This window comes from Pseudomonas sp. CGJS7 (assembly GCF_036961695.1).
In genome coordinates this window covers 35,342-58,682 of sequence record NZ_JBAMDI010000043.1, presented here as the reverse complement: position 1 = coordinate 58,682, position 23,341 = coordinate 35,342, and the positions used below count along the sequence as shown (strand labels likewise).

The 23,341-nt window shown below is 59.0% G+C and carries 22 protein-coding genes; 20 read left to right on the top strand and 2 right to left on the bottom strand.

The window, feature by feature from the left end:
- Window positions 1–598 precede the first annotated feature (598 nt).
- From mnmG to glmS, 16 genes are all read left to right on the top strand, one after another.
- Window positions 599–2,491 (top strand): tRNA uridine-5-carboxymethylaminomethyl(34) synthesis enzyme MnmG, encoded by a 1,893-nt coding sequence (gene mnmG / locus V7787_RS24440; RefSeq protein ID WP_064491478.1) that lies wholly within the window; start codon window positions 599–601, stop codon window positions 2,489–2,491.
- On the top strand, window positions 2,488–3,138 hold the full coding sequence (gene rsmG / locus V7787_RS24435; RefSeq protein ID WP_020192710.1) for a 16S rRNA (guanine(527)-N(7))-methyltransferase RsmG: 651 nt from the start codon (window positions 2,488–2,490) through the stop codon (window positions 3,136–3,138). Before mnmG ends, rsmG begins: the two co-directional genes overlap by 4 nt.
- 18 nt (window positions 3,139–3,156) lie before the next feature.
- Complete coding sequence (locus tag V7787_RS24430) at window positions 3,157–3,948, top strand: ParA family protein (protein ID WP_003253182.1); 792 nt, start codon at window positions 3,157–3,159, stop codon at window positions 3,946–3,948.
- 9 nt (window positions 3,949–3,957) lie between these two features.
- Window positions 3,958–4,830 (top strand): ParB/RepB/Spo0J family partition protein, encoded by an 873-nt coding sequence (locus V7787_RS24425; RefSeq protein WP_003253185.1) that lies wholly within the window; start codon window positions 3,958–3,960, stop codon window positions 4,828–4,830.
- Window positions 4,831–4,979: 149 nt separating this feature from the next.
- Complete coding sequence (locus tag V7787_RS24420; RefSeq protein WP_010955890.1) at window positions 4,980–5,387, top strand: F0F1 ATP synthase subunit I; 408 nt, start codon at window positions 4,980–4,982, stop codon at window positions 5,385–5,387.
- A 16-nt stretch (window positions 5,388–5,403) separates the two neighbouring features.
- Window positions 5,404–6,273 (top strand): F0F1 ATP synthase subunit A, encoded by an 870-nt coding sequence (gene atpB, locus V7787_RS24415; protein WP_010955889.1) that lies wholly within the window; start codon window positions 5,404–5,406, stop codon window positions 6,271–6,273.
- A gap of 144 nt (window positions 6,274–6,417) precedes the next feature.
- The gene (atpE, locus tag V7787_RS24410; protein ID WP_003097235.1) at window positions 6,418–6,675 is read left to right on the top strand and encodes a F0F1 ATP synthase subunit C; all 258 of its coding nucleotides are present in this window, start codon (window positions 6,418–6,420) and stop codon (window positions 6,673–6,675) included.
- Window positions 6,676–6,731: 56 nt separating this feature from the next.
- Entirely contained in the window at window positions 6,732–7,202 is a 471-nt protein-coding gene (locus V7787_RS24405) for a F0F1 ATP synthase subunit B (protein WP_003253189.1), read from the top strand.
- A 12-nt stretch (window positions 7,203–7,214) separates the two neighbouring features.
- The gene (locus V7787_RS24400; RefSeq protein WP_003253191.1) at window positions 7,215–7,751 is read left to right on the top strand and encodes a F0F1 ATP synthase subunit delta; all 537 of its coding nucleotides are present in this window, start codon (window positions 7,215–7,217) and stop codon (window positions 7,749–7,751) included.
- Between the two features lie 21 nt (window positions 7,752–7,772).
- Window positions 7,773–9,317, top strand: a complete 1,545-nt coding sequence (gene atpA / locus V7787_RS24395; RefSeq protein WP_010955887.1) for a F0F1 ATP synthase subunit alpha — start codon at window positions 7,773–7,775, stop codon at window positions 9,315–9,317.
- Window positions 9,318–9,365: 48 nt separating this feature from the next.
- Window positions 9,366–10,226: a F0F1 ATP synthase subunit gamma gene (gene atpG, locus V7787_RS24390; protein WP_003253195.1), complete on the top strand. Its 861-nt coding sequence runs from the start codon at window positions 9,366–9,368 to the stop codon at window positions 10,224–10,226.
- A gap of 27 nt (window positions 10,227–10,253) precedes the next feature.
- The gene (gene atpD / locus V7787_RS24385) at window positions 10,254–11,630 is read left to right on the top strand and encodes a F0F1 ATP synthase subunit beta (protein WP_003253197.1); all 1,377 of its coding nucleotides are present in this window, start codon (window positions 10,254–10,256) and stop codon (window positions 11,628–11,630) included.
- A gap of 43 nt (window positions 11,631–11,673) precedes the next feature.
- Window positions 11,674–12,093 (top strand): F0F1 ATP synthase subunit epsilon, encoded by a 420-nt coding sequence (locus V7787_RS24380; RefSeq protein ID WP_010955886.1) that lies wholly within the window; start codon window positions 11,674–11,676, stop codon window positions 12,091–12,093.
- Between the two features lie 118 nt (window positions 12,094–12,211).
- Window positions 12,212–13,579 (top strand): bifunctional UDP-N-acetylglucosamine diphosphorylase/glucosamine-1-phosphate N-acetyltransferase GlmU, encoded by a 1,368-nt coding sequence (gene glmU, locus V7787_RS24375; RefSeq protein ID WP_047603748.1) that lies wholly within the window; start codon window positions 12,212–12,214, stop codon window positions 13,577–13,579.
- A gap of 196 nt (window positions 13,580–13,775) precedes the next feature.
- A complete protein-coding gene (locus V7787_RS24370; RefSeq protein WP_003253204.1) occupies window positions 13,776–14,552 on the top strand; it encodes a DeoR/GlpR family DNA-binding transcription regulator in 777 nt (258 codons plus the stop codon).
- Between the two features lie 3 nt (window positions 14,553–14,555).
- Entirely contained in the window at window positions 14,556–16,391 is a 1,836-nt protein-coding gene (glmS, locus tag V7787_RS24365; RefSeq protein ID WP_064491473.1) for a glutamine--fructose-6-phosphate transaminase (isomerizing), read from the top strand.
- 191 nt (window positions 16,392–16,582) lie between these two features.
- Here the strand turns inward: glmS and V7787_RS24360 are convergent, their stop codons facing one another.
- On the bottom strand, window positions 16,583–17,500 hold the full coding sequence (locus tag V7787_RS24360) for a LysR substrate-binding domain-containing protein (protein ID WP_029615354.1): 918 nt from the start codon (window positions 17,498–17,500) through the stop codon (window positions 16,583–16,585).
- A 195-nt stretch (window positions 17,501–17,695) separates the two neighbouring features.
- Here V7787_RS24360 and V7787_RS24355 point away from each other — a divergent pair, with 195 nt between their 5' ends.
- The 4 genes from V7787_RS24355 to V7787_RS24340 all read left to right on the top strand — a co-directional run bounded on the left by V7787_RS24355 (window position 17,696) and on the right by V7787_RS24340 (window position 21,685).
- Complete coding sequence (locus V7787_RS24355; protein WP_014754902.1) at window positions 17,696–18,445, top strand: SDR family NAD(P)-dependent oxidoreductase; 750 nt, start codon at window positions 17,696–17,698, stop codon at window positions 18,443–18,445.
- A gap of 67 nt (window positions 18,446–18,512) precedes the next feature.
- Window positions 18,513–19,814, top strand: a complete 1,302-nt coding sequence (locus tag V7787_RS24350; RefSeq protein WP_104886886.1) for an MFS transporter — start codon at window positions 18,513–18,515, stop codon at window positions 19,812–19,814.
- A gap of 18 nt (window positions 19,815–19,832) precedes the next feature.
- Window positions 19,833–20,681 carry a thiamine pyrophosphate-dependent enzyme gene (locus tag V7787_RS24345; RefSeq protein WP_198747095.1) on the top strand — a complete coding sequence of 283 codons (849 nt, stop codon included), beginning with the start codon at window positions 19,833–19,835 and terminating at the stop codon, window positions 20,679–20,681.
- Complete coding sequence (locus tag V7787_RS24340; RefSeq protein ID WP_064491864.1) at window positions 20,678–21,685, top strand: transketolase family protein; 1,008 nt, start codon at window positions 20,678–20,680, stop codon at window positions 21,683–21,685. Before V7787_RS24345 ends, V7787_RS24340 begins: the two co-directional genes overlap by 4 nt.
- Before the next feature lie 111 nt (window positions 21,686–21,796).
- On the opposite strand, the gene lpdA is transcribed toward V7787_RS24340, so the two are convergent.
- On the bottom strand, window positions 21,797–23,197 hold the full coding sequence (gene lpdA / locus V7787_RS24335; protein ID WP_014589177.1) for a dihydrolipoyl dehydrogenase: 1,401 nt from the start codon (window positions 23,195–23,197) through the stop codon (window positions 21,797–21,799).
- Window positions 23,198–23,341 lie beyond the last annotated feature (144 nt).

The window sequence follows — 23,341 nt, the reverse complement described above, 5'->3', positions numbered from 1 at the left end:
GGAGCGGCTTTTTTTTGCCTGAAATTCGTTGCAGAAGATGAATGCAGGCCGATGACCCAAGCACCTGTGGGAGCGGGCGGACTCGCGAAGAAGCCCTTACAAGCACGGAATGTCGGCGGATGTACCGACCCTTTCGCGAGCTTGACCGCTCCAAACCGACCATGCCTGGTTGCTAGCGCGATGAATTTTCCATGCTCGGCCTAAAAACTGTGCTCAGGAGCCCTGTGGAAAAGTCGCCTTCAGCTCAGTTGATAAGCGGGCTTTTTTTCTGAGGAAAAACCCGCCTGTGGGTAAACAGTCATTTAATCCACAGGCTAAATGACGTTATCCAGAGCCCTCATGGCACTCCAGACACAGGGTTTAATTTCTCTATACATAGCGCCATTATTGGGATACAGGACTTTATCCACAGATATCGCGGTGCATAAGAATAAACATAAAAACAAAGCTTTTTAAATTTCTTCTCTCTGATTTCTGTTGTTTGCCACTCATCCACAGACTGGTCAAAATTTGCTCAGACGGTTTCTTTACTGGGGGTGAAGTCCCTATACTTGTCGGCTTACCTTCTCTATTCGCAAAAACAGGCACGAGGTGCGTGGTGGATTTCCCTTCCCGTTTTGACGTGATCGTCATCGGCGGCGGCCATGCCGGTACCGAGGCTGCGCTTGCGTCTGCACGCATGGGTGTGAAAACCCTGCTGCTGACCCATAACGTGGAAACCCTCGGTCACATGAGCTGCAACCCCGCCATCGGCGGTATTGGCAAAAGCCATCTGGTCAAAGAGATCGATGCGCTCGGCGGCGCCATGGCGCTGGCCACCGACAAGAGCGGCATCCAGTTCCGCGTTCTGAACAACCGCAAGGGCCCGGCCGTACGTGCCACCCGTGCACAAGCCGACCGCGCCATCTACAAGGCAGTGGTACGTGAAATCCTGGAAAACCAGCCAAACCTGTGGATATTCCAGCAGTCCTGCGACGACCTGATCGTCGAGCAGGACCAGGTCAAAGGCGTGGTGACCCAGATGGGCCTGCGTTTCTTTGCCGAATCTGTGGTGCTGACTACCGGTACCTTCCTCGGCGGCCTTATCCACATTGGTCTGCAAAACCATTCCGGTGGTCGCGCCGGTGATCCACCTTCGATTGCCCTGGCCCACCGCATGCGTGAACTGCCGCTGCGCGTCGGCCGCCTGAAAACCGGTACCCCGCCACGCATTGACGGCCGCTCGGTGGACTTCTCGGTAATGACCGAACAGCCAGGCGATACGCCGATCCCGGTGATGTCGTTCATGGGCAATGCCGAAATGCACCCGCGTCAGGTGAGTTGCTGGATTACCCACACCAATGCGCGCACCCACGAGATCATTGCCTCGAACCTCGACCGTTCACCGATGTACTCGGGCGTGATCGAAGGTGTCGGTCCGCGCTACTGTCCGTCGATCGAAGACAAGATCCACCGCTTTGCCGACAAGGAAAGCCACCAGGTGTTCATCGAGCCGGAAGGCTTGAACACCCATGAGTTGTATCCCAACGGTATTTCCACTTCGTTGCCGTTCGACGTGCAGTTGGAGCTCGTGCGTTCCATCCGTGGCATGGAAAACGCCCACATCGTGCGCCCCGGCTACGCCATCGAGTACGACTACTTCGATCCCCGCGACCTCAAGTACAGCCTCGAGACGAAAGTCATCGGCGGCCTGTTCTTCGCCGGGCAGATCAACGGCACCACCGGGTACGAAGAAGCCGGCGCCCAGGGCCTGCTGGCCGGGACTAACGCCGCACTGCGGGCGCAGGGCCGTGACAGCTGGTGCCCGCGCCGCGACGAGGCATACATCGGCGTACTGGTGGACGACCTGATTACCTTGGGTACCCAGGAGCCGTACCGCATGTTTACCTCGCGTGCCGAGTACCGGCTGATACTGCGCGAAGACAACGCCGACCTGCGCCTGACCGAAAAGGGCCGTGAACTGGGCCTGATCGATGACCAGCGCTGGGCCGCGTTCTGCGCCAAGCGCGACGGTATCGAGCGTGAGGAACAGCGCCTGAAATCGACCTGGGTTCGGCCGAATACCGAGCAAGGCCAGGCCATTGTGGATAAGTTCGGCACTCCGCTGAGCCACGAGTACAGCCTGCTCAACCTGCTGGCGCGCCCCGAAATCGACTACGCCGGCCTGATCGAAGCGACTGGCGGTGACGTAATCGATCCACAGGTTGCCGAGCAGGTCGAGATCCGCACCAAGTACGCCGGCTACATCGACCGCCAGCAGGATGAAATTGCCCGACTGCGCGCCAGCGAAGACACACGCCTGCCTGTGGATATCGACTACACGACGATTTCCGGCCTGTCCAAGGAGATACAGGGCAAGCTGAGCCAGACCCGTCCGCAGACGCTGGGCCAGGCTTCGCGTATCCCGGGTGTGACCCCGGCGGCGATTTCCCTGTTGCTGATTCACTTGAAAAAACGCGGCGCTGGCCGCGAATTGGAGCAAAGCGCTTGAGTTCCCTGGTCACCCCTCAACACGCTGAAGAGTTGTCCACAGGTGCGCGCCAGCTTGGTGTCGAGCTGACTGCCGAGCAGCACGAGAAGCTGCTTGGCTACCTGGCTCTGTTGATCAAATGGAACAAAGCCTACAACCTGACTGCTGTGCGCGACCCGGACGAGATGGTTTCGCGTCACCTGCTCGACAGCCTTAGCGTCATGTCTTTTATCCACAACGACCGTGATAACTGGCTGGATGTCGGCAGCGGCGGTGGCATGCCCGGCATCCCGTTGGCTATTCTGCATCCACACAAGCGCGTCACCGTGCTGGACGCCAATGGCAAGAAAACCCGTTTCCTGACACAGGTGAAAATGGAACTCAGGCTGGACAACCTCACGGTTATCCACAGCCGGGTCGAGGCCTTCCAGCCGGCACAACCGTTCGACGGAATCATCTCCCGCGCTTTCAGCAGCATGGAGAACTTCACCAACTGGACCCGCCACTTGGGCGACACCGGGACGCAATGGCTTGCAATGAAGGGGCTGCATCCTGCCGATGAACTGGTAGCATTGCCCGCAGACTTCACAGTGGAAAGCGAACAGGCCCTGACCGTTCCGGGTTGCCAGGGCCAGCGCCATCTGCTGATACTGCGCCGCAAGGCATGACTGGGAACACTCGCAACAATGGCTAAGGTATTCGCAATCGCGAACCAGAAAGGTGGTGTGGGCAAGACAACCACCTGTATCAATCTCGCCGCCTCGCTGGCTGCGACCAAGCGTCGTGTCCTGCTGATCGACCTCGATCCGCAGGGCAACGCCACCATGGGCAGCGGTGTGGACAAGCACGAGCTCGAGCATTCGGTCTACGACCTGCTGATCGGGGAGTGCGACTTGGCCCAGGCTATGCACTACTCCGAGCACGGAGGCTTCCAGTTGCTGCCGGCCAACCGTGATCTGACCGCCGCTGAGGTGGTGCTGCTGGAAATGCAGGTCAAGGAGAGCCGTCTGCGCAACGCCCTGGCACCCATTCGCGATAACTACGACTACATCCTCATCGACTGCCCGCCGTCGCTGTCGATGCTCACGCTGAATGCTCTGGTCGCTTCCGATGGCGTGATTATCCCCATGCAGTGCGAGTATTACGCACTGGAAGGTCTCAGCGACCTTGTGGATAACATCAAGCGCATCGCCGCGCGGTTGAACCCGGAGTTGAAGATCGAGGGCCTGCTGCGGACCATGTACGATCCGCGTCTGAGCCTGAACAACGATGTTTCGGCACAGTTGAAGGAGCACTTCGGCCCTCAGCTTTACGACACGGTCATTCCGCGCAACATTCGCTTGGCCGAGGCCCCCAGCTTCGGCATGCCAGCCCTTGCTTACGACAAGCAATCGCGGGGCGCACTGGCGTACCTGGCCCTGGCTGGGGAACTGGTACGCCGTCAACGCCGTCCATCACGCACTGCACAAACAACTTAAGGAATCCGTATGGCCGTCAAGAAACGGGGTCTCGGACGTGGGTTGGATGCACTGCTCAGTGGTCCTTCCGTCAGCGCGCTCGAAGAGCAGGCTGTGAAGATCGACCAGAAAGAACTGCAACACCTGCCGGTCGAACTGGTCCAGCGTGGCAAGTATCAGCCTCGCCGGGACATGGATCCGGAGGCGCTGGAAGAGCTTGCGCACTCGATTCGCAACCATGGTGTGATGCAACCGATCGTGGTACGCCCGATTGGCGACAACCGATACGAGATCATCGCCGGTGAGCGCCGTTGGCGCGCCACTCAGCAGGCCGGCCTGGACACGATCCCGGCCATGGTCCGTGAAGTGCCCGACGAAGCCGCCATCGCCATGGCATTGATCGAGAACATCCAGCGCGAAGACCTCAACCCGCTGGAAGAGGCCATGGCCCTGCAGCGCCTGCAACAGGAATTCGAGCTCACCCAGCAGCAGGTGGCTGACGCTGTGGGCAAGTCGCGGGTGACCGTGGCCAACCTGCTGCGCCTCATCACCTTGCCCGATGCGATCAAGACCATGCTCGCCCACGGTGACCTGGAGATGGGGCACGCCCGTGCATTGCTGGGCCTGGACGAAAATCGTCAGGAGGAGGGGGCGCGTCATGTTGTCGCACGTGGCCTCACCGTGCGCCAAACCGAGGCACTGGTCCGTCAGTGGCTCAGCGACAAGCCTGATCCGGTCGAACCGAGCAAACCTGATCCGGATATCGCACGCCTTGAACAGCGGCTCGCAGAGCGCCTGGGCTCGGCCGTGCAGATCCGTCATGGCAACAAGGGCAAAGGCCAGTTGGTTATTCGCTACAACTCGCTTGACGAGTTGCAAGGCGTGCTCGCTCACATCCGCTGAAACAATTCCTGTTGTAGCGCGAAGTCGGAAATCACTACCGAAGAGTTGAATAGGGGTTAATCCACCCCTATACTCTGCGCGCATTTTGTCGGCACAAATTATGCCAAGTCATAGCTGACTTGTTGGTCGACTTCCGAGGAGCAGTTGTGATGGAAATACGCACGCCAAACCGCCTGCCTTTCCATCGCTGGGCGGTTTTTCCGGTACTGCTGGCTCAATTTGTCGTACTGCTGCTGGCAACCTTGGTGTTGTGGCAGTGGAAAGGGTCGGTCAGTGGATATTCAGGCCTTTGCGGAGGTTTGATTGCCTGGCTGCCCAATGTGTATTTCGCCTGGAAGGCTTTTCGCTTCAGCGGGGCTCGGGCGGCACAAGCTATCGTCAAGTCGTTTTACGCTGGCGAGGCAGGCAAGATGATTTTGACGGCAGTGCTTTTTGCACTGACCTTTGCAGGAGTGAAGCCACTGGCGCCGCTAGCAGTATTCGGCGTCTTCGTGTTGACCCTTTTGGTCAGCTGGTTCGCGCCCCTGCTGATGAATAAAAGACTTTCGAGACCTTAGGGCGTTTGAGGCAACCATGGCAGCAGAAACCGCTTCGGGCTATATCCAGCACCACTTGCAGAACCTGACCTACGGTCAACTACCAGACGGCAGCTGGGGCTTCGCCCATTCGGCTGCAGAAGCCAAGGCAATGGGCTTCTGGGCGTTCCACCTGGACACCCTGGGTTGGTCCGTCGCGCTGGGTCTGATCTTCCTGTTGATCTTCCGCATGGCGGCCAAGAAGGCGACTTCCGGCCAACCTGGCGGTCTGCAGAACTTCGTTGAGGTGATGGTCGACTTCGTCAACGGCAGCGTGAAGGACTCCTTCCACGGCCGTAGCCCGGTAATCGCACCACTGGCGCTGACCATTTTCGTCTGGGTATTCCTGATGAACGCCGTCGACCTGATACCGGTCGACTGGATTCCTCAGCTGGCCATCCTGATTTCCGGTGACCCGCACATTCCGTTCCGCGCCGTGTCGACCACCGACCCGAACGCGACCCTGGCCATGGCCTTCTGCGTCTTCGCCCTGATCATCTTCTACAGCATCAAGGTCAAGGGACTGGGCGGCTTCATAGGTGAGCTGACCCTGCACCCGTTTGGCAGCAAGAATATCTTCGTGCAGATCCTGCTGATTCCAGTCAACTTCCTGCTGGAATTCGTCACCCTGATCGCCAAGCCGATCTCGCTGGCACTGCGTCTGTTCGGCAACATGTATGCTGGCGAGCTGGTGTTCATCCTGATCGCTGTAATGTTCGGCTCCGGCCTGCTGTGGCTCAGCGGCCTGGGTGTGGTGCTGCAATGGGCGTGGGCTGTGTTCCACATCCTGATCATCACCCTGCAAGCTTTCATCTTCATGATGCTGACCATCGTCTACCTGTCGATGGCTCACGAAGATAACCATTAAGACCGCCTGGCGTGTCTGATAGCCTTCCCTGCCGGTACGGGGGGAGGGCTTAAAAAGTCCGCAAGGGCATGCTGTACCAAACGATTTGTTTTACCGCTTCAAACTAAAAACCTAACCAATACGACGTAAAAGTCGGGAGGAAAGATGGAAACTGTAGTTGGTCTGACCGCTATCGCTGTTGCTCTGCTGATCGGCCTGGGTGCTCTGGGTACCGCCATTGGTTTCGGCCTGCTGGGTGGCAAATTCCTGGAAGGCGCTGCTCGTCAGCCAGAAATGGTTCCGATGCTGCAGGTCAAAATGTTCATCGTTGCCGGTCTGCTCGACGCCGTAACCATGATCGGTGTTGGTATCGCTCTGTTCTTCACCTTCGCGAATCCGTTCGTTGGTCAGATCGCCGGCTAATCACTCGTCACCACGAGTTGATGGCTGTATGAATTAAGACCGAGCGAGGTGTTGGCGTGAACATTAATGCAACCCTGATTGGCCAATCCGTTGCTTTCCTGATTTTTGTACTCTTCTGCATGAAGTATGTATGGCCTCCGGTCATCACTGCCCTGCAAGAGCGCCAAAAGAAGATTGCCGACGGCTTGGACGCTGCCAACCGCGCAGCTCGCGACCTGGAGCTGGCCCAAGAGAAAGCGGGTCAGCAACTGCGTGAAGCTAAAGCACAAGCAGCCGAAATCATCGAGCAAAGCAAGAAACGCGCTGCTCAGCTTGTCGAGGAAGCCCGTGAACAGGCCCGCGTCGAAGCTGACCGTGTGAAGGCTCAGGCTCTGGCCGAGATCGAACAGGAACTGAACAGCGCTAAAGACGCCCTGCGTGCCCAAGTGGGTGCTCTGGCCGTTGGTGGTGCTGAAAAGATCCTTGGCGCCACAATCGATCAAAACGCGCATGCGGAGCTGGTTAACAAACTGGCCGCTGAAATTTAAGCGAGGGCGATCATGGCAGAACTGACCACGTTGGCCCGACCTTACGCTAAGGCTGCCTTTGAGCATGCCCAGGCCCATCAGCAACTGGCCAATTGGTCAGCCATGCTCGGCCTGGCTGCTGCGGTGTCGCAAGACGACACCATGCAGCGCCTGCTCAAGGCCCCGCGACTGACGAGCGCAGAAAAGGCCGCCACGTTCATTGACGTGTGCGGTGACAAGTTCAATGCACAGGCACAGAATTTCATTCATGTTGCCGCGGAAAACGACCGTCTCCTGCTTCTGCCGGAGATTGCCGCCCTGTTCGACCTGTACAAGGCCGAGCAAGAGAAATCCGTGGACGTGGAAGTCACCAGTGCCTTCGCGTTGAACCAAGAACAGCAAGACAAACTCGCCAAGGTTCTCAGTGCACGGTTAGGCCAGGAAGTGCGCCTGCACGCGTCGGAGGATGCCAGCCTGATTGGCGGCGTCGTCATCCGCGCCGGTGACCTGGTAATCGATGGCTCTGTTCGCGGCAAAATCGCGAAACTGGCCGAAGCATTGAAATCTTGAGTTTGAAGGGGCAGCAGAGCAATGCAGCAACTCAATCCTTCCGAAATTAGTGAAATCATCAAGGGCCGCATCGATAACCTCGATGTGAGCTCCCAAGCCCGTAACGAAGGTACCGTCGTTTCGGTATCCGACGGTATCGTGCGGATCCACGGTCTGGCCGACGTCATGTACGGCGAAATGATCGAGTTCCCTGGCAGCGTCTACGGCATGGCCCTGAACCTGGAGCAAGACTCCGTAGGTGCAGTGATCCTGGGTGCCTATGACACCCTCGCCGAAGGCATGAGCGCCAAGTGCACCGGCCGCATCCTGGAAGTTCCGGTTGGTAAGGAACTGCTGGGTCGCGTCGTTGACGCACTGGGTAACCCGATCGACGGCAAAGGTCCTCTGGGCAACACCCAGACTGACGCAGTCGAGAAAGTGGCTCCAGGCGTGATCTGGCGTAAGTCGGTAGACCAGCCTGTACAGACTGGTTACAAATCCGTCGACGCCATGATCCCTGTCGGCCGTGGCCAGCGTGAGCTGATCATTGGCGACCGTCAGATCGGCAAGACCGCCATGGCCATCGACGCCATCATCAACCAGAAAGACTCCGGTATTTTCTGTGTTTATGTTGCAGTCGGCCAGAAGCGTTCCACCGTTGCCAACATCGTTCGCAAGCTGGAAGAAACCGGCGCCCTGGCCAACACCATCGTGGTTGTTGCCAGTGCTTCGGAATCCGCCGCACTGCAATTCCTGGCGCCATACGCCGGTTGCACCATGGGCGAGTTCTTCCGCGACCGCGGTGAAGACGCACTGATCGTTTACGATGACCTGTCCAAGCAGGCCGTTGCCTACCGTCAGATCTCCCTGCTGCTGCGCCGTCCACCAGGACGCGAAGCATACCCAGGCGACGTGTTCTATCTCCACTCCCGTCTGCTGGAGCGTGCATCGCGCGTTTCGGAAGAGTACGTCGAGAAGTTCACCAACGGTGCTGTTACTGGCAAAACCGGTTCCCTGACCGCTCTGCCGATCATCGAAACCCAGGCTGGCGACGTTTCTGCGTTCGTTCCGACCAACGTGATTTCCATCACCGACGGTCAGATCTTCCTGGAATCGGCCATGTTCAACTCGGGCATCCGCCCAGCAGTGAACGCCGGTGTTTCGGTATCCCGCGTAGGTGGTGCCGCTCAGACCAAGATCATCAAGAAGCTGTCCGGTGGTATTCGTACCGCTCTGGCTCAGTACCGTGAACTGGCTGCATTCGCCCAGTTCGCGTCCGATCTGGACGAAGCGACCCGCAAGCAGCTGGAGCATGGTCAGCGCGTTACCGAGCTGATGAAGCAGAAGCAGTACGCGCCGATGTCCATCGCGGACATGGCTCTGTCGCTGTACGCCGCTGAGCGTGGCTTCCTGATCGACGTAGAAGTCTCCAAGATCGGCAGCTTCGAGCAAGCTCTGATCGCCTTCTTCAACCGTGATCACGCTGAACTGATGGCGAAGATCAACGTGAAGGGTGACTTCAACGACGAAATCGACGCAGGCCTGAAAGCCGGTATCGAGAAGTTCAAGGCCACCCAGACCTGGTAAGCCGCAGCGGGGGCTCAGGCCCCCGCTTGCTAACCTGATAGGTGATACATGGCAGGCGCAAAAGAGATTCGCAGTAAGATTGCGAGCATCAAAAGCACGCAAAAAATTACCAGCGCCATGGAGAAAGTGGCGGTCAGCAAGATGCGCAAGGCACAAATGCGCATGGCTGCTAGCCGTCCTTACGCGGAACGTATCCGCCAGGTGATCGGTCATCTGGCCAACGCCAACCCGGAATACCGCCACCCGTTCATGATCGAGCGCCCTGTAAAGCGCGCTGGTTATATCGTGGTGAGCAGTGACCGTGGTCTGTGCGGTGGCTTGAACACCAACCTGTTCAAGGCCCTGGTCAAGGACATGAGCGCAAACCGCGAACAGGGCGTGGAAATCGACCTGTGCGTGATCGGCAGCAAGGGTGCGACTTTCTTCCGCATCTTTGGCGGCAACGTCGTAGCAGCGATCAGCCACTTGGGCGAAGAGCCATCGATCAACGATCTGATCGGCTCCGTCAAAGTGATGCTGGACGCCTACCTGGACGGCCGTATCGATCGCCTCTCGGTGGTTTCGAACAAGTTCATCAATACCATGACCCAGAAGCCGACGGTCGAGCAATTGGTACCGTTGGTGGCAACCCCGGATCAGGATCTCAAGCATCACTGGGACTACCTGTACGAACCCGACGCAAAAGAGCTGCTGGACGGCTTGATGGTGCGCTACGTGGAGTCGCAGGTTTACCAGGCGGTGGTCGAGAACAACGCTGCTGAACAAGCGGCCCGGATGATCGCCATGAAGAACGCCACAGACAACGCCGGTGATTTGATCAAAGAGCTTCAGTTGATCTACAACAAGGCGCGTCAGGCTGCGATCACCCAGGAGATCTCGGAAATCGTCGGCGGCGCTGCCGCGGTTTAACGGTTCACATATTCAGAGGATCCAGCTATGAGTAGCGGACGTATCGTTCAAATCATCGGCGCCGTCATCGACGTGGAATTCCCACGTGACGTCGTGCCGAGTGTATACAACGCGCTTAAAGTACAAGGCGCGGAAACCACCCTGGAAGTTCAGCAGCAGCTGGGCGACGGCGTGGTTCGTACCATTGCGATGGGCTCGACCGAAGGCCTGAAGCGCGGTCTGGATGTCGTTGACACCGGCGCTGCCATTTCGGTTCCAGTTGGTAAGGCCACCCTGGGCCGTATCATGGACGTACTGGGCAACCCGATCGACGAAGCCGGCCCGATCGGCGAAGAAGAGCGTCGCGGTATCCACCAGCCAGCGCCTTCGTTCGCTGACCAGGCAGGCGGCAACGACCTGCTGGAAACCGGCATCAAGGTTATCGACCTGGTTTGCCCGTTCGCCAAGGGTGGTAAAGTTGGTCTGTTCGGTGGTGCCGGTGTCGGCAAGACCGTAAACATGATGGAACTGATCCGTAACATCGCCATGGAACACAGCGGTTACTCCGTGTTCGCTGGTGTGGGTGAGCGTACTCGTGAGGGTAACGACTTCTACCACGAGATGAAGGACTCCAACGTTCTCGACAAGGTAGCGCTGGTCTACGGTCAGATGAACGAGCCACCAGGAAACCGTCTGCGTGTAGCGCTGACCGGCCTGACCATGGCCGAGAAGTTCCGTGACGAAGGTAACGACGTTCTGCTGTTCGTCGACAACATCTATCGTTACACCCTGGCCGGTACCGAAGTATCCGCACTGCTGGGCCGTATGCCTTCTGCAGTAGGTTACCAGCCGACCCTGGCTGAAGAGATGGGCGTTCTGCAAGAGCGCATCACCTCCACCAAGGAAGGTTCGATCACCTCCGTACAGGCCGTATACGTACCTGCGGACGACTTGACCGACCCGTCGCCAGCGACCACCTTCGCCCACTTGGACGCCACCGTCGTTCTGTCCCGTGACATCGCCTCCCTGGGTATCTACCCAGCGGTCGACCCACTGGACTCGACTTCGCGCCAGCTGGACCCGAACGTGATCGGCAACGAGCACTACGAGACCGCTCGTGGCGTTCAGTATGTTCTGCAGCGCTATAAAGAGCTGAAGGACATCATTGCGATCCTGGGTATGGACGAACTGTCCGAAGCCGACAAGCAACTGGTAGCCCGCGCTCGTAAGATCCAGCGCTTCCTGTCGCAGCCGTTCTTCGTGGCAGAAGTCTTCACCGGTTCGCCAGGCAAGTACGTTTCCCTGAAAGACACCATCGCTGGCTTCAGCGGCATCCTCAAAGGTGACTACGACCACCTGCCAGAACAAGCGTTCTACATGGTCGGCAGCATCGACGAAGCGATCGAGAAAGCCAAGAAACTGTAATTCCTGCGCCCCGCAAGGGGCGCTATCAGGTTGAGGCAAGCAGATGGCTATGACAGTCCATTGCGATATCGTCAGCGCGGAAGGAGAGATCTTCTCCGGCCTGGTCGAGATGGTGGTTGCGCACGGTAACCTGGGTGATCTTGGTATCGCTCCAGGCCATGCGCCGCTGATCACCAATCTCAAGCCTGGTCCGATCACGCTGACCAAGCAGGGTGGCGCACACGAGGTGTTCTACATCTCTGGTGGTTTCCTCGAGGTTCAGCCGAACATGGTCAAGGTGCTTGCCGATACCGTGCAACGTGCTGCAGACCTGGATGAAGCTCAGGCTCAGGAGGCCCTCAAGGCTGCCGAGAACGCCCTGAATCTGAAAGGCGCGGACTTCGACTACGGCGCCGCCGCCGCACGTCTGGCCGAGGCCGCAGCCCAGCTGCGTACCGTCCAGCAAATGCGCAAAGGCAAGTAATCGGCTACGGCTGATAACTTCTGTTGCGATTGAGTAAAAGGGTAGCCTCGGCTACCCTTTTTCTTTTTCTGTTTTCTCCCCCGGTCTTTCACTGACCGCCCAGGATTGGTAGCCAGTAATGTCACTCGATATCGTTATTCTCGCCGCCGGCCAAGGCACCCGCATGCGCTCGGCGCTGCCCAAAGTGTTGCACCCGGTGGCTGGCAATTCCATGCTCGGCCATGTTATCCACAGCGCGCGCCAACTTCAGCCGCAAGGTATTCACGTGGTCATTGGCCATGGTGCCGAGCTGGTTCGCGAGCGCCTGGCCGCTGACGACCTGAATTTCGTCATGCAGGATAAACAGCTGGGTACCGGTCATGCTGTTGCCCAGGCACTGCCGGCGCTGACCGCTGACACTGTGCTGGTGTTGTACGGCGACGTGCCGTTGATCGAAGTGGAGACCCTGCAGCGTCTGTTGGCCAAAGCCAACGATCAGCAGCTGGGACTGCTGACAGTCACCCTCGACGATCCGACCGGCTATGGCCGGATCGTGCGTGACGAGCAGGGCCAGGTAACTGCAATCGTTGAGCACAAGGACGCCAACGACGCGCAAAAGGCGATCAAGGAAGGCAACACCGGCATTCTGGCACTGCCAGCAGCGCGTCTGGCTGACTGGATGGGCCGGCTGTCGAACAACAACGCCCAGGGAGAGTATTACCTGACCGACGTAATTGCCATGGCAGTGGCCGATGGCTTGGTGGTGGCAACTGAACAGCCACACGACGCTATGGAAGTGCAGGGCGCCAACGACCGCCGCCAGCTCTCCGAGCTGGAGCGTCACTACCAGTTGCGGGAAGGCCGCCGTCTGATGGCTCAGGGGGTTACCCTGCGTGATCCGGCACGCTTCGATGTTCGTGGTGAAGTAAGCGTTGGTCGTGACGTGCTGATCGACATCAACGTGATTCTCGAAGGCAAGGTGGTCATCGAAGACGATGTGCAGATCGGCCCTAACTGCGTGATCAAGAACACGACCTTGCGCAAAGGCGCGGTGGTCAAGGCCAACAGCCACCTCGAAGGCGCCGTGATGGGAGAGGGCAGCGATGCTGGCCCGTTTGCCCGCCTGCGCCCGGGCAGCGTACTGGACGCCAAGGCCCATGTGGGTAACTTCGTTGAACTGAAAAACGCCCACCTGGGTGAAGGGGCCAAGGCTGGTCACCTGACCTACCTGGGGGATGCCGAAATCGGTGCGCGCACCAATATCGGCGCCGGTACCATCACCTGCAACTACGATGGCGCCAACAAGTTCAAGACCGTGATGGGTGAAGACGTGTTCATCGGTTCGAACAACTCGCTGGTGGCGCCTGTGGAAATCAAGGCCGGCGCGACCACCGCAGCCGGCTCGACCATCACCCAGGCCGTAGAAGCGGGTGACCTGGCTGTAGCCCGTGCGCGCCAGCGCAACATTTCGGGTTGGAAGCGCCCGGAGAAGATCAAGAAGAGCTGAGTTATTCACAGCCGTTTCGATCGAAAGCCGACTTATGTGAATAAGTCGGCTTTTTTATTGGCGATTGGCGCTGCCGCGCCAAAAGGACCGCGTCAAAGCAGAGGCAAACAATCCACAGGTCAGCGACAGCTTGACGAATCGCTCGTCTTAGGTTTTGATTGCAACCAATAACTTTCGAATCGAAACTTAAACGCACATGTCGAAACGAAACACACCACAGCGGCGACACAATATTCTGGCTCTGCTCAGCGAGCAGGGTGAGGTAAGTGTGGACGCGTTGGCCAAGCGTTTCGCCACCTCGGAAGTGACCATTCGCAAAGACCTCGCCGCCTTGGAAACCAACGGCTTGTTATTACGCCGCTACGGTGGTGCGGTGCCGGTGCCGCAAGAGTTGCTCGGTGAACCGGCACAACCCGTCTCTTCCTATAAAAAGGCCATTGCGCGTGCTGCTGTGGGGCGTATCCGCGAACATGCACGCATTATCATCGACAGCGGCAGCACCACGGCGGCAATGATCCCCGAACTGGGGCGCCAGCCAGGCCTGGTGGTGATGACCAATTCGCTGAATGTGGCCCGTGCAATCTGCGACCTCGAACACGAGCCGGTGCTGCTGATGACCGGTGGCACCTGGGACCCGCATTCTGAATCGTTCCAGGGCCAGGTCGCGGAGCAGGTTCTGCGCTCCTACGATTTCGACCAATTATTCATCGGTGCCGACGGCATCGACCTCGGCCGGGGTACCACCACCTTCAACGAGCTGCTTGGGCTGAGCCGGGTCATGGCCGAAGTTGCCCGTGAAGTGATCGTGATGGTCGAGTCGGACAAGGTGGGGCGCAAGATTCCTAACCTCGAGCTGCCCTGGGGCAGTGTGCACACCCTTATTACAGATGAACGCCTGCCAGCAGCAGCGCGCGAACAAATTCAAGCCCGCGGCATCAACCTGATCTGCGCCGCGATCAGCCAGGAGCAATAAAACATGTGTGGAATCGTTGGTGCTGTCGCCGAGCGTAATATCACAGCCATCCTGATCGAAGGCCTCAAGCGTCTTGAATACCGCGGTTACGACAGCGCCGGTTTGGCTGTACTCACCCAGAACGGTGAACTGCAGCGCCGCCGGCGCATCGGCAAGGTCAGCGAGCTGGAGGTTGCTGTTGCTGATGACCCATTGGCAGGCCAGCTGGGTATTGCCCACACCCGCTGGGCTACCCACGGCGCGCCGACTGAAGGCAACGCCCACCCGCACTTCTCGGGCAATGACGTGGCCGTGGTGCACAACGGCATCATCGAGAACCATGAGGAGCTGCGCGAAGAGCTGAAGGGCCTGGGCTATGTCTTCACTTCGCAGACCGATACCGAAGTCATCGTCCACCTGATCCACCACACCCTGAAGAGCATTCCAGACCTGACCGACGCCCTTAAGGCGGCGGTGAAGCGCCTGCACGGCGCTTACGGCCTCGCGCTGATCAGTGCCAAGCAGCCGGACCGCCTGGTGGCAGCACGCAGTGGTAGCCCGCTGGTTATCGGCCTGGGCCTTGGCGAGAACTTCCTGGCGTCCGACCAGCTGGCGCTGCGTCAGGTTACTGACCGCTTCATGTACCTGGAAGAAGGCGACATCGCTGAAATCCGCCGTGATCTGGTCTCTATCTGGGACCAGCAGGGCAACAAGGTCCAGCGCGAAACCGTGCAGTACCACGAAGGTGCCGAGGCTGCTGACAAGGGCGCTTACCGCCACTTCATGCTCAAGGAAATTCACGAGCAGCCAAGCGTTGTTCAGCGCACGCTTGAAGGCCGCCTGGGCAAGGACAATGTGCTGGTCCAGGCCTTTGGCCCGCAAGCTGCCGACCTGTTTGCCAAGGTGCGCAACGTGCAGATCGTTGCCTGTGGCACCAGCTACCACGCCGGTATGGTTGCGCGTTACTGGCTGGAAAGCCTGGCCGGCATCCCTTGCCAGGTAGAAGTGGCCAGCGAGTTCCGTTACCGCAAGGTGGTGGTGCAGCCGGACACTCTGTTCGTCTCCATCTCGCAGTCCGGCGAAACCGCCGATACCTTGGCCGCACTGCGTAACGCCAAGGAATTGGGTTTCCTTGGCAGCCTGGCGATCTGCAACGTGGGTATCAGCTCGCTGGTACGCGAGTCGGACTTGACCCTGCTGACCTTGGCCGGCCCTGAAATCGGCGTGGCTTCGACCAAAGCGTTCACCACCCAGCTGGTTTCGCTGATGCTGCTGACCCTGGCCCTTGGTCAGGTGCGCGGTACGCTGGAAGCCGGTGTCGAAGCTGAGCTGGTTGAAGAGCTGCGTCGACTGCCTACCCGCCTGGGCGAAGCCCTGGCCATGGATGCCACCGTCGAGAAAATTGCCGAGCTGTTCGCCGACAAGCACCATACCCTGTTCCTCGGCCGCGGCGCGCAGTACCCGGTGGCGATGGAAGGTGCTCTCAAGCTTAAAGAAATCTCCTACATCCACGCCGAAGCTTACCCAGCAGGCGAGTTGAAGCATGGCCCGCTGGCTCTGGTGGACAACGACATGCCGGTGGTTACCGTTGCACCAAACAACGAACTGCTGGAGAAGCTGAAGTCCAACCTGCAGGAAGTGCGTGCCCGTGGTGGCGAGCTGGTAGTGTTCGCCGACGAGCACGCTGGCATGACCAATGGCGAAGGCACCCACGTGATCAAGGTGCCGCACATTGCCGATGCCTTGGCGCCAATCCTATACACCATTCCGCTGCAGTTGCTGTCTTATTACGTGGCCGTGCTAAAGGGGACCGACGTTGACCAGCCTCGTAATCTGGCCAAGTCGGTGACTGTCGAGTAACGGGTAGTCAGGTGTTGATCAGCTTGTGGATTTAGAGAATTAAAGCTGACGCAGGATAATTAAAACTGTCGCAGGAGGCGGTGAGTCCACCGCACCGCCGCCTGCAATGTTCCTGCTCCTTGAAGTTGCCTCACTCGTTCGACGCTGGCTTTTGGGCAATGACGTCAACATGCACGCGATCATCCGCATGCCTAAAACACGAAGCCATGCCCGAGCTCTCGCTCCATCCACGCCAAGAAACGCCTGACCCGTTCGAACCCGGAATGCGCTTTCGGAAACACCAGATGATGGGCCGCCACAGGCGCGCTGAAGATGTGTGGCACGACTTCCACCAGTGTTCCGGTTGCAAGGTACTTCTGCGCTAACAACGTACTTTCGAGTGCAAAACCCAGCCCGTGACTGGCGGCCTCCAGGGACATGTAGGAACGATCGAAGCTCAACGCGTAGGGCTTTTCCGGGCGGGCGAGACCGTGTCGAGCGAACCAGGCCGGCCATTTCAACAATGTGGCTTCGGAGAGAATCAAGTCCCGACGCAGTAGATCCGACGCGTCGTCGATCCTATGCCGGGCCAGCAGTTTCGGTGAGGCCAGCACGGCAAATGCCTCATTGCCTAAAGTGCGCACCTCGTAGCTAGGCCAATTGGGTTCGCCATGGCGAATGTCTACGTCAATCTTGTCTCGACTGAAATGCAGAGATTCATAAGAGCACGACAAGTTGATCTGGATATCCGGGTGCGCCATCCGAAATGCTTCCAGCCTTGGCATTAGCCACAGCAGGCCGAAACTCGGTGACGAATGCAAACGCAGGCAATCGAGGCTGACGTCGCTGCTGGCCCGTTCTGTGGCGACGGAAAGACTGTGCAGAATGCCGGAAACGTCTTTCAGATACTGCTCGCCAACGGGGGTCAGGCTGACGCCTCGCGCCGCGCGAAAGAACAGTTGTCGACCAATCATTGCTTCGAGCTTGGCCAATTGATGACTGACAGCCGAAGGGGTGAGGTCTAGCACTTCCGCTGCGCGGGCAACATTACCGAAGCGAGCAGTTTGCTCAAAGGCCTGAATCGCTCTCAGGGGTGGAAGGGCCGGCGCGGTATCGTCAACAGATCGCATATCAGTCACTTCGCTCGCAGCGCATATTTTTATTGGGGACCTTCATTCAATCATTTAGCAATCAGGGTGACGAGTGCTGAATTTTTTTCAGCACCCAATGATTTTTGCGTTATTGCTCAGGGCCTGGGCCGAGACCAAAGTAGGCCCATCGATTCCGCTGAATCGACCCTATAAAAACAATCAGAGGTCACACCCATGCTTCTTCAAGGCAAAGTCGCAATCATCACTGGCGCCGCATCGGCACGCGGGATCGGCCGGGCAACTGCGGCCACATTCGCTGCTCAAGGTGCCCGCGTGGTGATCCTCGATCTGGATGAAGCCGCTGCCCGCGATGCCGCAGCGTCTCTTGGCGAAGGACATCTCGGCCTGGCCGCCAACGTCGCCGATCAGGCACAGGTAAACCAGGCCGTTGCGCAGATCATCGAGCACTTTGGCCGCATCGACGTGCTGGTCAACAACGCTGGCATCACCCAACCCCTCAAGACCCTGGACATCAAGCACAGCGACTACGACAAGGTGCTCGACGTCAGCCTGCGCGGCACTCTGCTGATGTCTCAGGCCGTCATTCCCCTGATGCGCGAGCAGCGTTCGGGCAGCATTGTCTGCATGTCCTCGGTATCGGCACAGCGTGGCGGCGGCATCTTCGGTGGCCCGCACTACAGCGCAGCGAAAGCCGGGGTACTGGGCCTGGCCAAGGCCATGGCACGAGAGCTGGGGCCGGATAACGTGCGCGTGAACGCCATCGCCCCGGGTCTGATTCACACGGACATCACTGGCGGTTTGATGCAGGACGATCGTCGCCACGCAATCATCGACGGTATTCCACTGGGCCGTCTGGGCGAAGCGCAAGACGTCGCTAACGCCGCTTTGTTCCTGGCCAGCGATCTGTCGACCTACCTGACCGGAATCACCCTGGATGTAAACGGCGGCATGCTCATTCACTGATGCACATTGCGTCAGCCCGTGCGGCTGACGCTGTTCTGAATCGATAAAAACAAGAGATCAGACCATCATGATTACCACCCTGTCATTGGACGCGGTTTCGGCCGTGCGCTCCAACGCATACCGCAAGACTGCCTGGCGACTGATGCCGTTCCTGATGCTGTGCTACCTGTGTGCCTATCTGGACCGGGTGAACGTGGGCTTCGCCAAGTTGCAGATGATGAGCGACCTGTCCCTAAGCGAGGCCGTTTATGGCCTGGGCGCCGGCATGTTCTTCATTGGCTACTTTCTCTGCGAAGTGCCCAGCAATCTGATCCTGCACAGGGTCGGCGCACGCCGCTGGATCGCCCGGATCATGATTTCCTGGGGGATCATTTCCGCCCTCTTTGCCTTCGTTGAAACCGCCTGGCAGTTTTATGCCCTGCGTTTTCTGCTTGGCATCGCTGAAGCGGGTCTGGCTCCGGGCCTGTTGTTGTACCTGACCTACTGGTTCCCGTCCTACCGTCGCGCAAAGATGACCGTGCTTTGGTTCGTCGCGATTCCATTGTCGGGGATGATTGGCGGCCCACTGTCAGGTTGGATCATGAATCAGTTCGCAGGTTTTCATGGCTGGGCGGGCTGGCAGTGGATGTTCGTCATCGAGGCAATTCCAACCGTCATCGTCGGCTTGTTGGTACTGACCTATCTCAAAGATGGCGTGCATCAGGCCACCTGGCTGACCGATGAAGAAAAGGAACTGGTTACCAAGGAGCTCGCCGAGGACAACGCCCACAAGGTCACTCATGCCTCACCTCGGGAATTCATCCGCGATCGCCGCCTATGGCTGCTGGCCTGCATCTACTTCTGTGTAGTCATGGGCCAGTACGCGATTACCTTCTGGCTGCCGACCCTGATCCGCAATGCCGGGGTATCGGACCCACTGCACATCGGCATGCTGACCAGCCTGCCTTACATGTGCGCCATCGTCGCCATGCTGCTGATGGGCCGTAGCGGCGACAAGCATCGCGAACGTCGCTGGCACCTGGTTGCCCCGATGATCGCAGGCGCCATCGGCCTGACACTGGCGGCGCTGCTGGGTGGCAACCTGCTGCTGTCGGTACTCAGCCTGTGCCTTGCAGCAGCTGGCGTGCTCTCGGCTTCCTCACTGTTCTGGATGCTGCCCACTACGCTGCTCGGCGGTGTGTCAGCCGCAGCAGGTATCGCCGGTATCAACAGTTTCGCCAACCTTGCCGGGTTCTGCTCGCCTTACCTGATCGGTTGGATCACCACTTCCACCGGTTCCAGTGCCATCGGCATGTACCTGATCACCGCAGTGCTGCTCGCGGGGGCCACGTTGGTCCTGCGCATTCCCGCCGCATCGGTCAATCGTTAACTCGCTGGAGTAGTCACCATGACTGTCAACGCACCCGACACTTCGCTCTCGGCGCTCGCCGAACGCGCGTACAACATTCGCCGCCATGCCCTGCGCATGGGGCAGGTCCAGGGCCAGGGTTATGTCGGCCAGGCCCTCGGCGCCGCTGACTTGCTGGCCGTGTCGTACTTCCATGCGCTGCGCTATCAGCCCCACAACCCCGAATGGGAGCAACGCGACCGCTTTTACCTGTCCATCGGTCACTACGCCATCGCCCTGTATGCAGCGCTGATCGAAGCCGGCGTGATCCCCCTGGAGGAACTGGAAACCTATGGTTCGGACGACAGCCGCCTGCCGATGTCGGGCATGGCCGCCTACACGCCGGGCATGGAAATAACCGGGGGGTCGCTCGGCCACGGCTTGGGCATAGCGGTCGGCGCTTGCCTGGGCCTGAAACGCAAGAACTCGGATTCGTTTGTCTACAACCTGCTTTCGGACGGCGAATTGAACGAAGGATCAACCTGGGAAGCCGCGATGTCGGCCTCACATTGGAAACTGAACAACCTCATCGCAATCATCGACGTCAACAACCAGCAAGCCGACGGCTACTCCAGCGAAGTGCTGACATTCGAGCCCATCGTTGACCGTTGGCAGGCGTTTGGCTGGTTTACCCAGCGCGTGGACGGCAACGACATCGGCGCCCTGGTCGCCGCGTTCGACGCCGCACGCAACCATCAAGGGGCACAGCCGCGGGTCATCATCTGCGATACCAAGATGGGCAAGGGTGTGGACTTTCTCGAGTCACGTGAAAAAACCCACTTCATCCGCGTCGATGAAAACGAGTGGGATCTGGCATTGCAAAACCTTCAGGTCGGGAGAATCGTATGAGCCGCGTAAACACCACCGAAACCGGCAAGAAGCGCCTGACAACCTCGGCCATGATCGCTTCGATCGCTGCCGAGGGCCAGGCCACCCGCTCAGCGCCGTTCGGTCATGCGTTGGCGGCACTGGCCGAACAGCGTTCGGACATCGTTGGCCTGTCGGCGGACCTGTCCAAGTACACCGATCTGCATATTTTCGCGAAGGCGCACCCGGACCGTTTCTATCAGATGGGCATGGCCGAGCAATTGCTGATGAGTGCAGCCGCTGGCCTGGCACGCGAAGGCTGCGTGCCGTTCGCCACCACGTACGCGGTATTCGCTTCGCGTAGGGCCTATGATTTTATCTGCATGGCCATTGCCGAGGAGAACCTCAACGTCAAGATCGTCTGCGGGTTGCCGGGCTTGACCACCGGTTACGGCCCCAGCCACCAGGCTACGGATGATCTGGCAATCTTCCGCGCCATGCCGAACCTGATGATCGTCGACCCATGCGACGCTCTGGAGATCGAGCAGGCGGTGCCCGCTATCGCCGCCCATCAGGGACCGGTGTACATGCGCCTGCTGCGCGGCAACGTGCCGCTGGTATTGGACGAATATGGCTACAAGTTCGAGATCGGCAAGGCCAAGACCCTGCGCACCGGAAAGGACGTGGTGATCATCTCCACCGGTCTGATGACCATGCGCTCGCTAGAGGCCGCAGCGCAGTTGCAGAAGGATGGCGTCGATGTGGCAGTACTACACGTACCCACCATCAAGCCACTGGACGAACAGACGATTCTGGCTGAGGCACGCAAGTCTGGACGGCTGGTGGTCACCGCCGAAAACCATTCGATCATCGGCGGCCTGGGCGAGGCGGTGGCGGGACTGCTGCTGCGCAACGGGGTAACGCCGACATTCCGCCAGATCGCTTTGCCCGATGCCTTCCTCGATGCCGGCGCCCTGCCGACGCTGCATGACCGCTACGGCATCTCCACCGATGCAGTGAGCGCGCAGATCAAGGCTTGGCTGTGACGTGATACCTGAAGATAGAGCCGGCCGGAATTAAAGGCGGCTCTATCCCTGTATGCCCGCCAAGCGAATGCCGAAGGCAAGGGCATGGCCTGACGCAGCGAATGGGGCTCGTCAGATTTGCATGGCCATGCCATCCACATTCATCGCCGCCTGGCGCAGGGCCTCGGAGCGCGTCGGGTGCGGGTGGCAGGTGAGGGCGATATCTTCCGCCGAGGCCGAGAACTCCATAGCCACGCAGAACTCACCAATCATCTCGCTGACGCTTGGGCCCACCAGGTGCACACCCAGTACTTCATCGGTTTCGGCATCGGCGATGACCTTGGCGAAGCCTTCGGTCTCGTGGTTGATCTTGGCACGGCTGTTGGCGGTGAAGGGGAACTTGCCAACCTTGTAGGCACGTCCTTCGGCCTTGAGCTGCTCTTCGGTCTTGCCCACGGTGGCCATCTCCGGGCGGGTATAGATCACGCCAGGGATGAGGTTGTAGTTGACCTCGTGGGGCTTGCCGGCGATGCGTTCAATACAGGCCACTGCTTCGTCTTCGGCCTTGTGCGCCAGCATCGGGCCCGAAGTGACGTCGCCAATCACCCAGACACCCGGCACCGAGGTACGGTGGTGCTCGTTGCCGAGCATGCCGCGCTTGTCGGCTTCCAGGCCCACGCTTTCCAGGTTCAGCCCTTTGGTATAAGGGCGGCGGCCGATAGCCACCAGCACGTAATCGGCTTGCAGCGATTCTGCGGTACCACCGGCGGCAGGCTCCAGCGTCAGGCTGACGCCATCGGCACCTGCGGTAGCCTGAGTCACTTTACTGCCCAGCTTGAACACCATGCCTTGCTTGGCGAGAGCCTTCTGCAGGGTCTTGGCCGTTTCCGTGTCAGTGCCTGGGCAGATGCGGTCCAGGTATTCGATGACAGTGACCTGGCTACCCAGGCGGCGCCAGACCGAACCCAGCTCAAGACCGATCACGCCAGCACCGATGACGACCAGGTGCTTGGGCACTTGCGGCAGCGACAGCGCGCCGGTCGAGTCAATGATGCGCTGGTTGTCGACGGTCACACCTGGCAGAGGGGTGGGCTCAGAGCCGGTGGCAATGACGATGTCCTTGGCCTGCAACGCGGTTTCGCTACCGTCTTCGGCCTTGACCACGACCTTGCCGATGCCATCCAGGCGGCCCCAGCCTTTGATCCACTCGACCTTGTTCTTGCGAAACAGGTATTCGATGCCCTTGGTCAGGCCTGTCACGCTCTCATCCTTCTGTTTCATCATCTGGGCGAGGTTGAGGGTGGGCTTTACTTCGATACCGAGGTGGGCGAACTCGTCACCGCTGGCAGCTTCGTAAAGCTCCGAAGCATGCAGCAGCGCCTTGGATGGCATGCAGCCGACGTTCAGGCAGGTACCGCCCAAGGTCGAGCGGCCTTCCACGCAGGCAACGCTCAGGCCCAACTGGCCAGCACGGATGGCTGCGTTGTAGCCGCCAGGGCCACCGCCGATGATCACCACGTCATAGGATTTCATGGGTTCAACTCCAGGATGTAGAAGCGCGAGAGGGCACAAGGTTAAGCTGAGATGCAGTGATTGTATACAATCTGCTGTGTGGATAAGATCAGTTGGTTCTAGACCATGGTCTTGCTTAGAGGAAACATCCTACAGATGAACTAC

Excerpts from the sequence above, each read along its gene's own strand:
- V7787_RS24430 (WP_003253182.1), top strand. The coding sequence starts at position 3,157 with ATGGCTAAGGTATTCGCAATCGCGAACCAGAAAGGTGGTGTGGGCAAG.
- V7787_RS24425 (WP_003253185.1), top strand. The coding sequence starts at position 3,958 with ATGGCCGTCAAGAAACGGGGTCTCGGACGTGGGTTGGATGCACTGCTC.
- V7787_RS24420 (WP_010955890.1), top strand. The coding sequence starts at position 4,980 with ATGGAAATACGCACGCCAAACCGCCTGCCTTTCCATCGCTGGGCGGTT.
- atpB (WP_010955889.1), top strand. The coding sequence starts at position 5,404 with ATGGCAGCAGAAACCGCTTCGGGCTATATCCAGCACCACTTGCAGAAC.
- atpE (WP_003097235.1), top strand. The coding sequence starts at position 6,418 with ATGGAAACTGTAGTTGGTCTGACCGCTATCGCTGTTGCTCTGCTGATC.
- V7787_RS24400 (WP_003253191.1), top strand. The coding sequence starts at position 7,215 with ATGGCAGAACTGACCACGTTGGCCCGACCTTACGCTAAGGCTGCCTTT.
- atpA (WP_010955887.1), top strand. The coding sequence starts at position 7,773 with ATGCAGCAACTCAATCCTTCCGAAATTAGTGAAATCATCAAGGGCCGC.
- atpG (WP_003253195.1), top strand. The coding sequence starts at position 9,366 with ATGGCAGGCGCAAAAGAGATTCGCAGTAAGATTGCGAGCATCAAAAGC.
- atpD (WP_003253197.1), top strand. The coding sequence starts at position 10,254 with ATGAGTAGCGGACGTATCGTTCAAATCATCGGCGCCGTCATCGACGTG.
- V7787_RS24380 (WP_010955886.1), top strand. The coding sequence starts at position 11,674 with ATGGCTATGACAGTCCATTGCGATATCGTCAGCGCGGAAGGAGAGATC.
- glmU (WP_047603748.1), top strand. The coding sequence starts at position 12,212 with ATGTCACTCGATATCGTTATTCTCGCCGCCGGCCAAGGCACCCGCATG.
- V7787_RS24370 (WP_003253204.1), top strand. The coding sequence starts at position 13,776 with ATGTCGAAACGAAACACACCACAGCGGCGACACAATATTCTGGCTCTG.
- glmS (WP_064491473.1), top strand. The coding sequence starts at position 14,556 with ATGTGTGGAATCGTTGGTGCTGTCGCCGAGCGTAATATCACAGCCATC.
- V7787_RS24360 (WP_029615354.1), bottom strand. The coding sequence starts at position 17,500 with ATGCGATCTGTTGACGATACCGCGCCGGCCCTTCCACCCCTGAGAGCG.
- V7787_RS24355 (WP_014754902.1), top strand. The coding sequence starts at position 17,696 with ATGCTTCTTCAAGGCAAAGTCGCAATCATCACTGGCGCCGCATCGGCA.
- V7787_RS24350 (WP_104886886.1), top strand. The coding sequence starts at position 18,513 with ATGATTACCACCCTGTCATTGGACGCGGTTTCGGCCGTGCGCTCCAAC.
- V7787_RS24345 (WP_198747095.1), top strand. The coding sequence starts at position 19,833 with ATGACTGTCAACGCACCCGACACTTCGCTCTCGGCGCTCGCCGAACGC.
- V7787_RS24340 (WP_064491864.1), top strand. The coding sequence starts at position 20,678 with ATGAGCCGCGTAAACACCACCGAAACCGGCAAGAAGCGCCTGACAACC.
- lpdA (WP_014589177.1), bottom strand. The coding sequence starts at position 23,197 with ATGAAATCCTATGACGTGGTGATCATCGGCGGTGGCCCTGGCGGCTAC.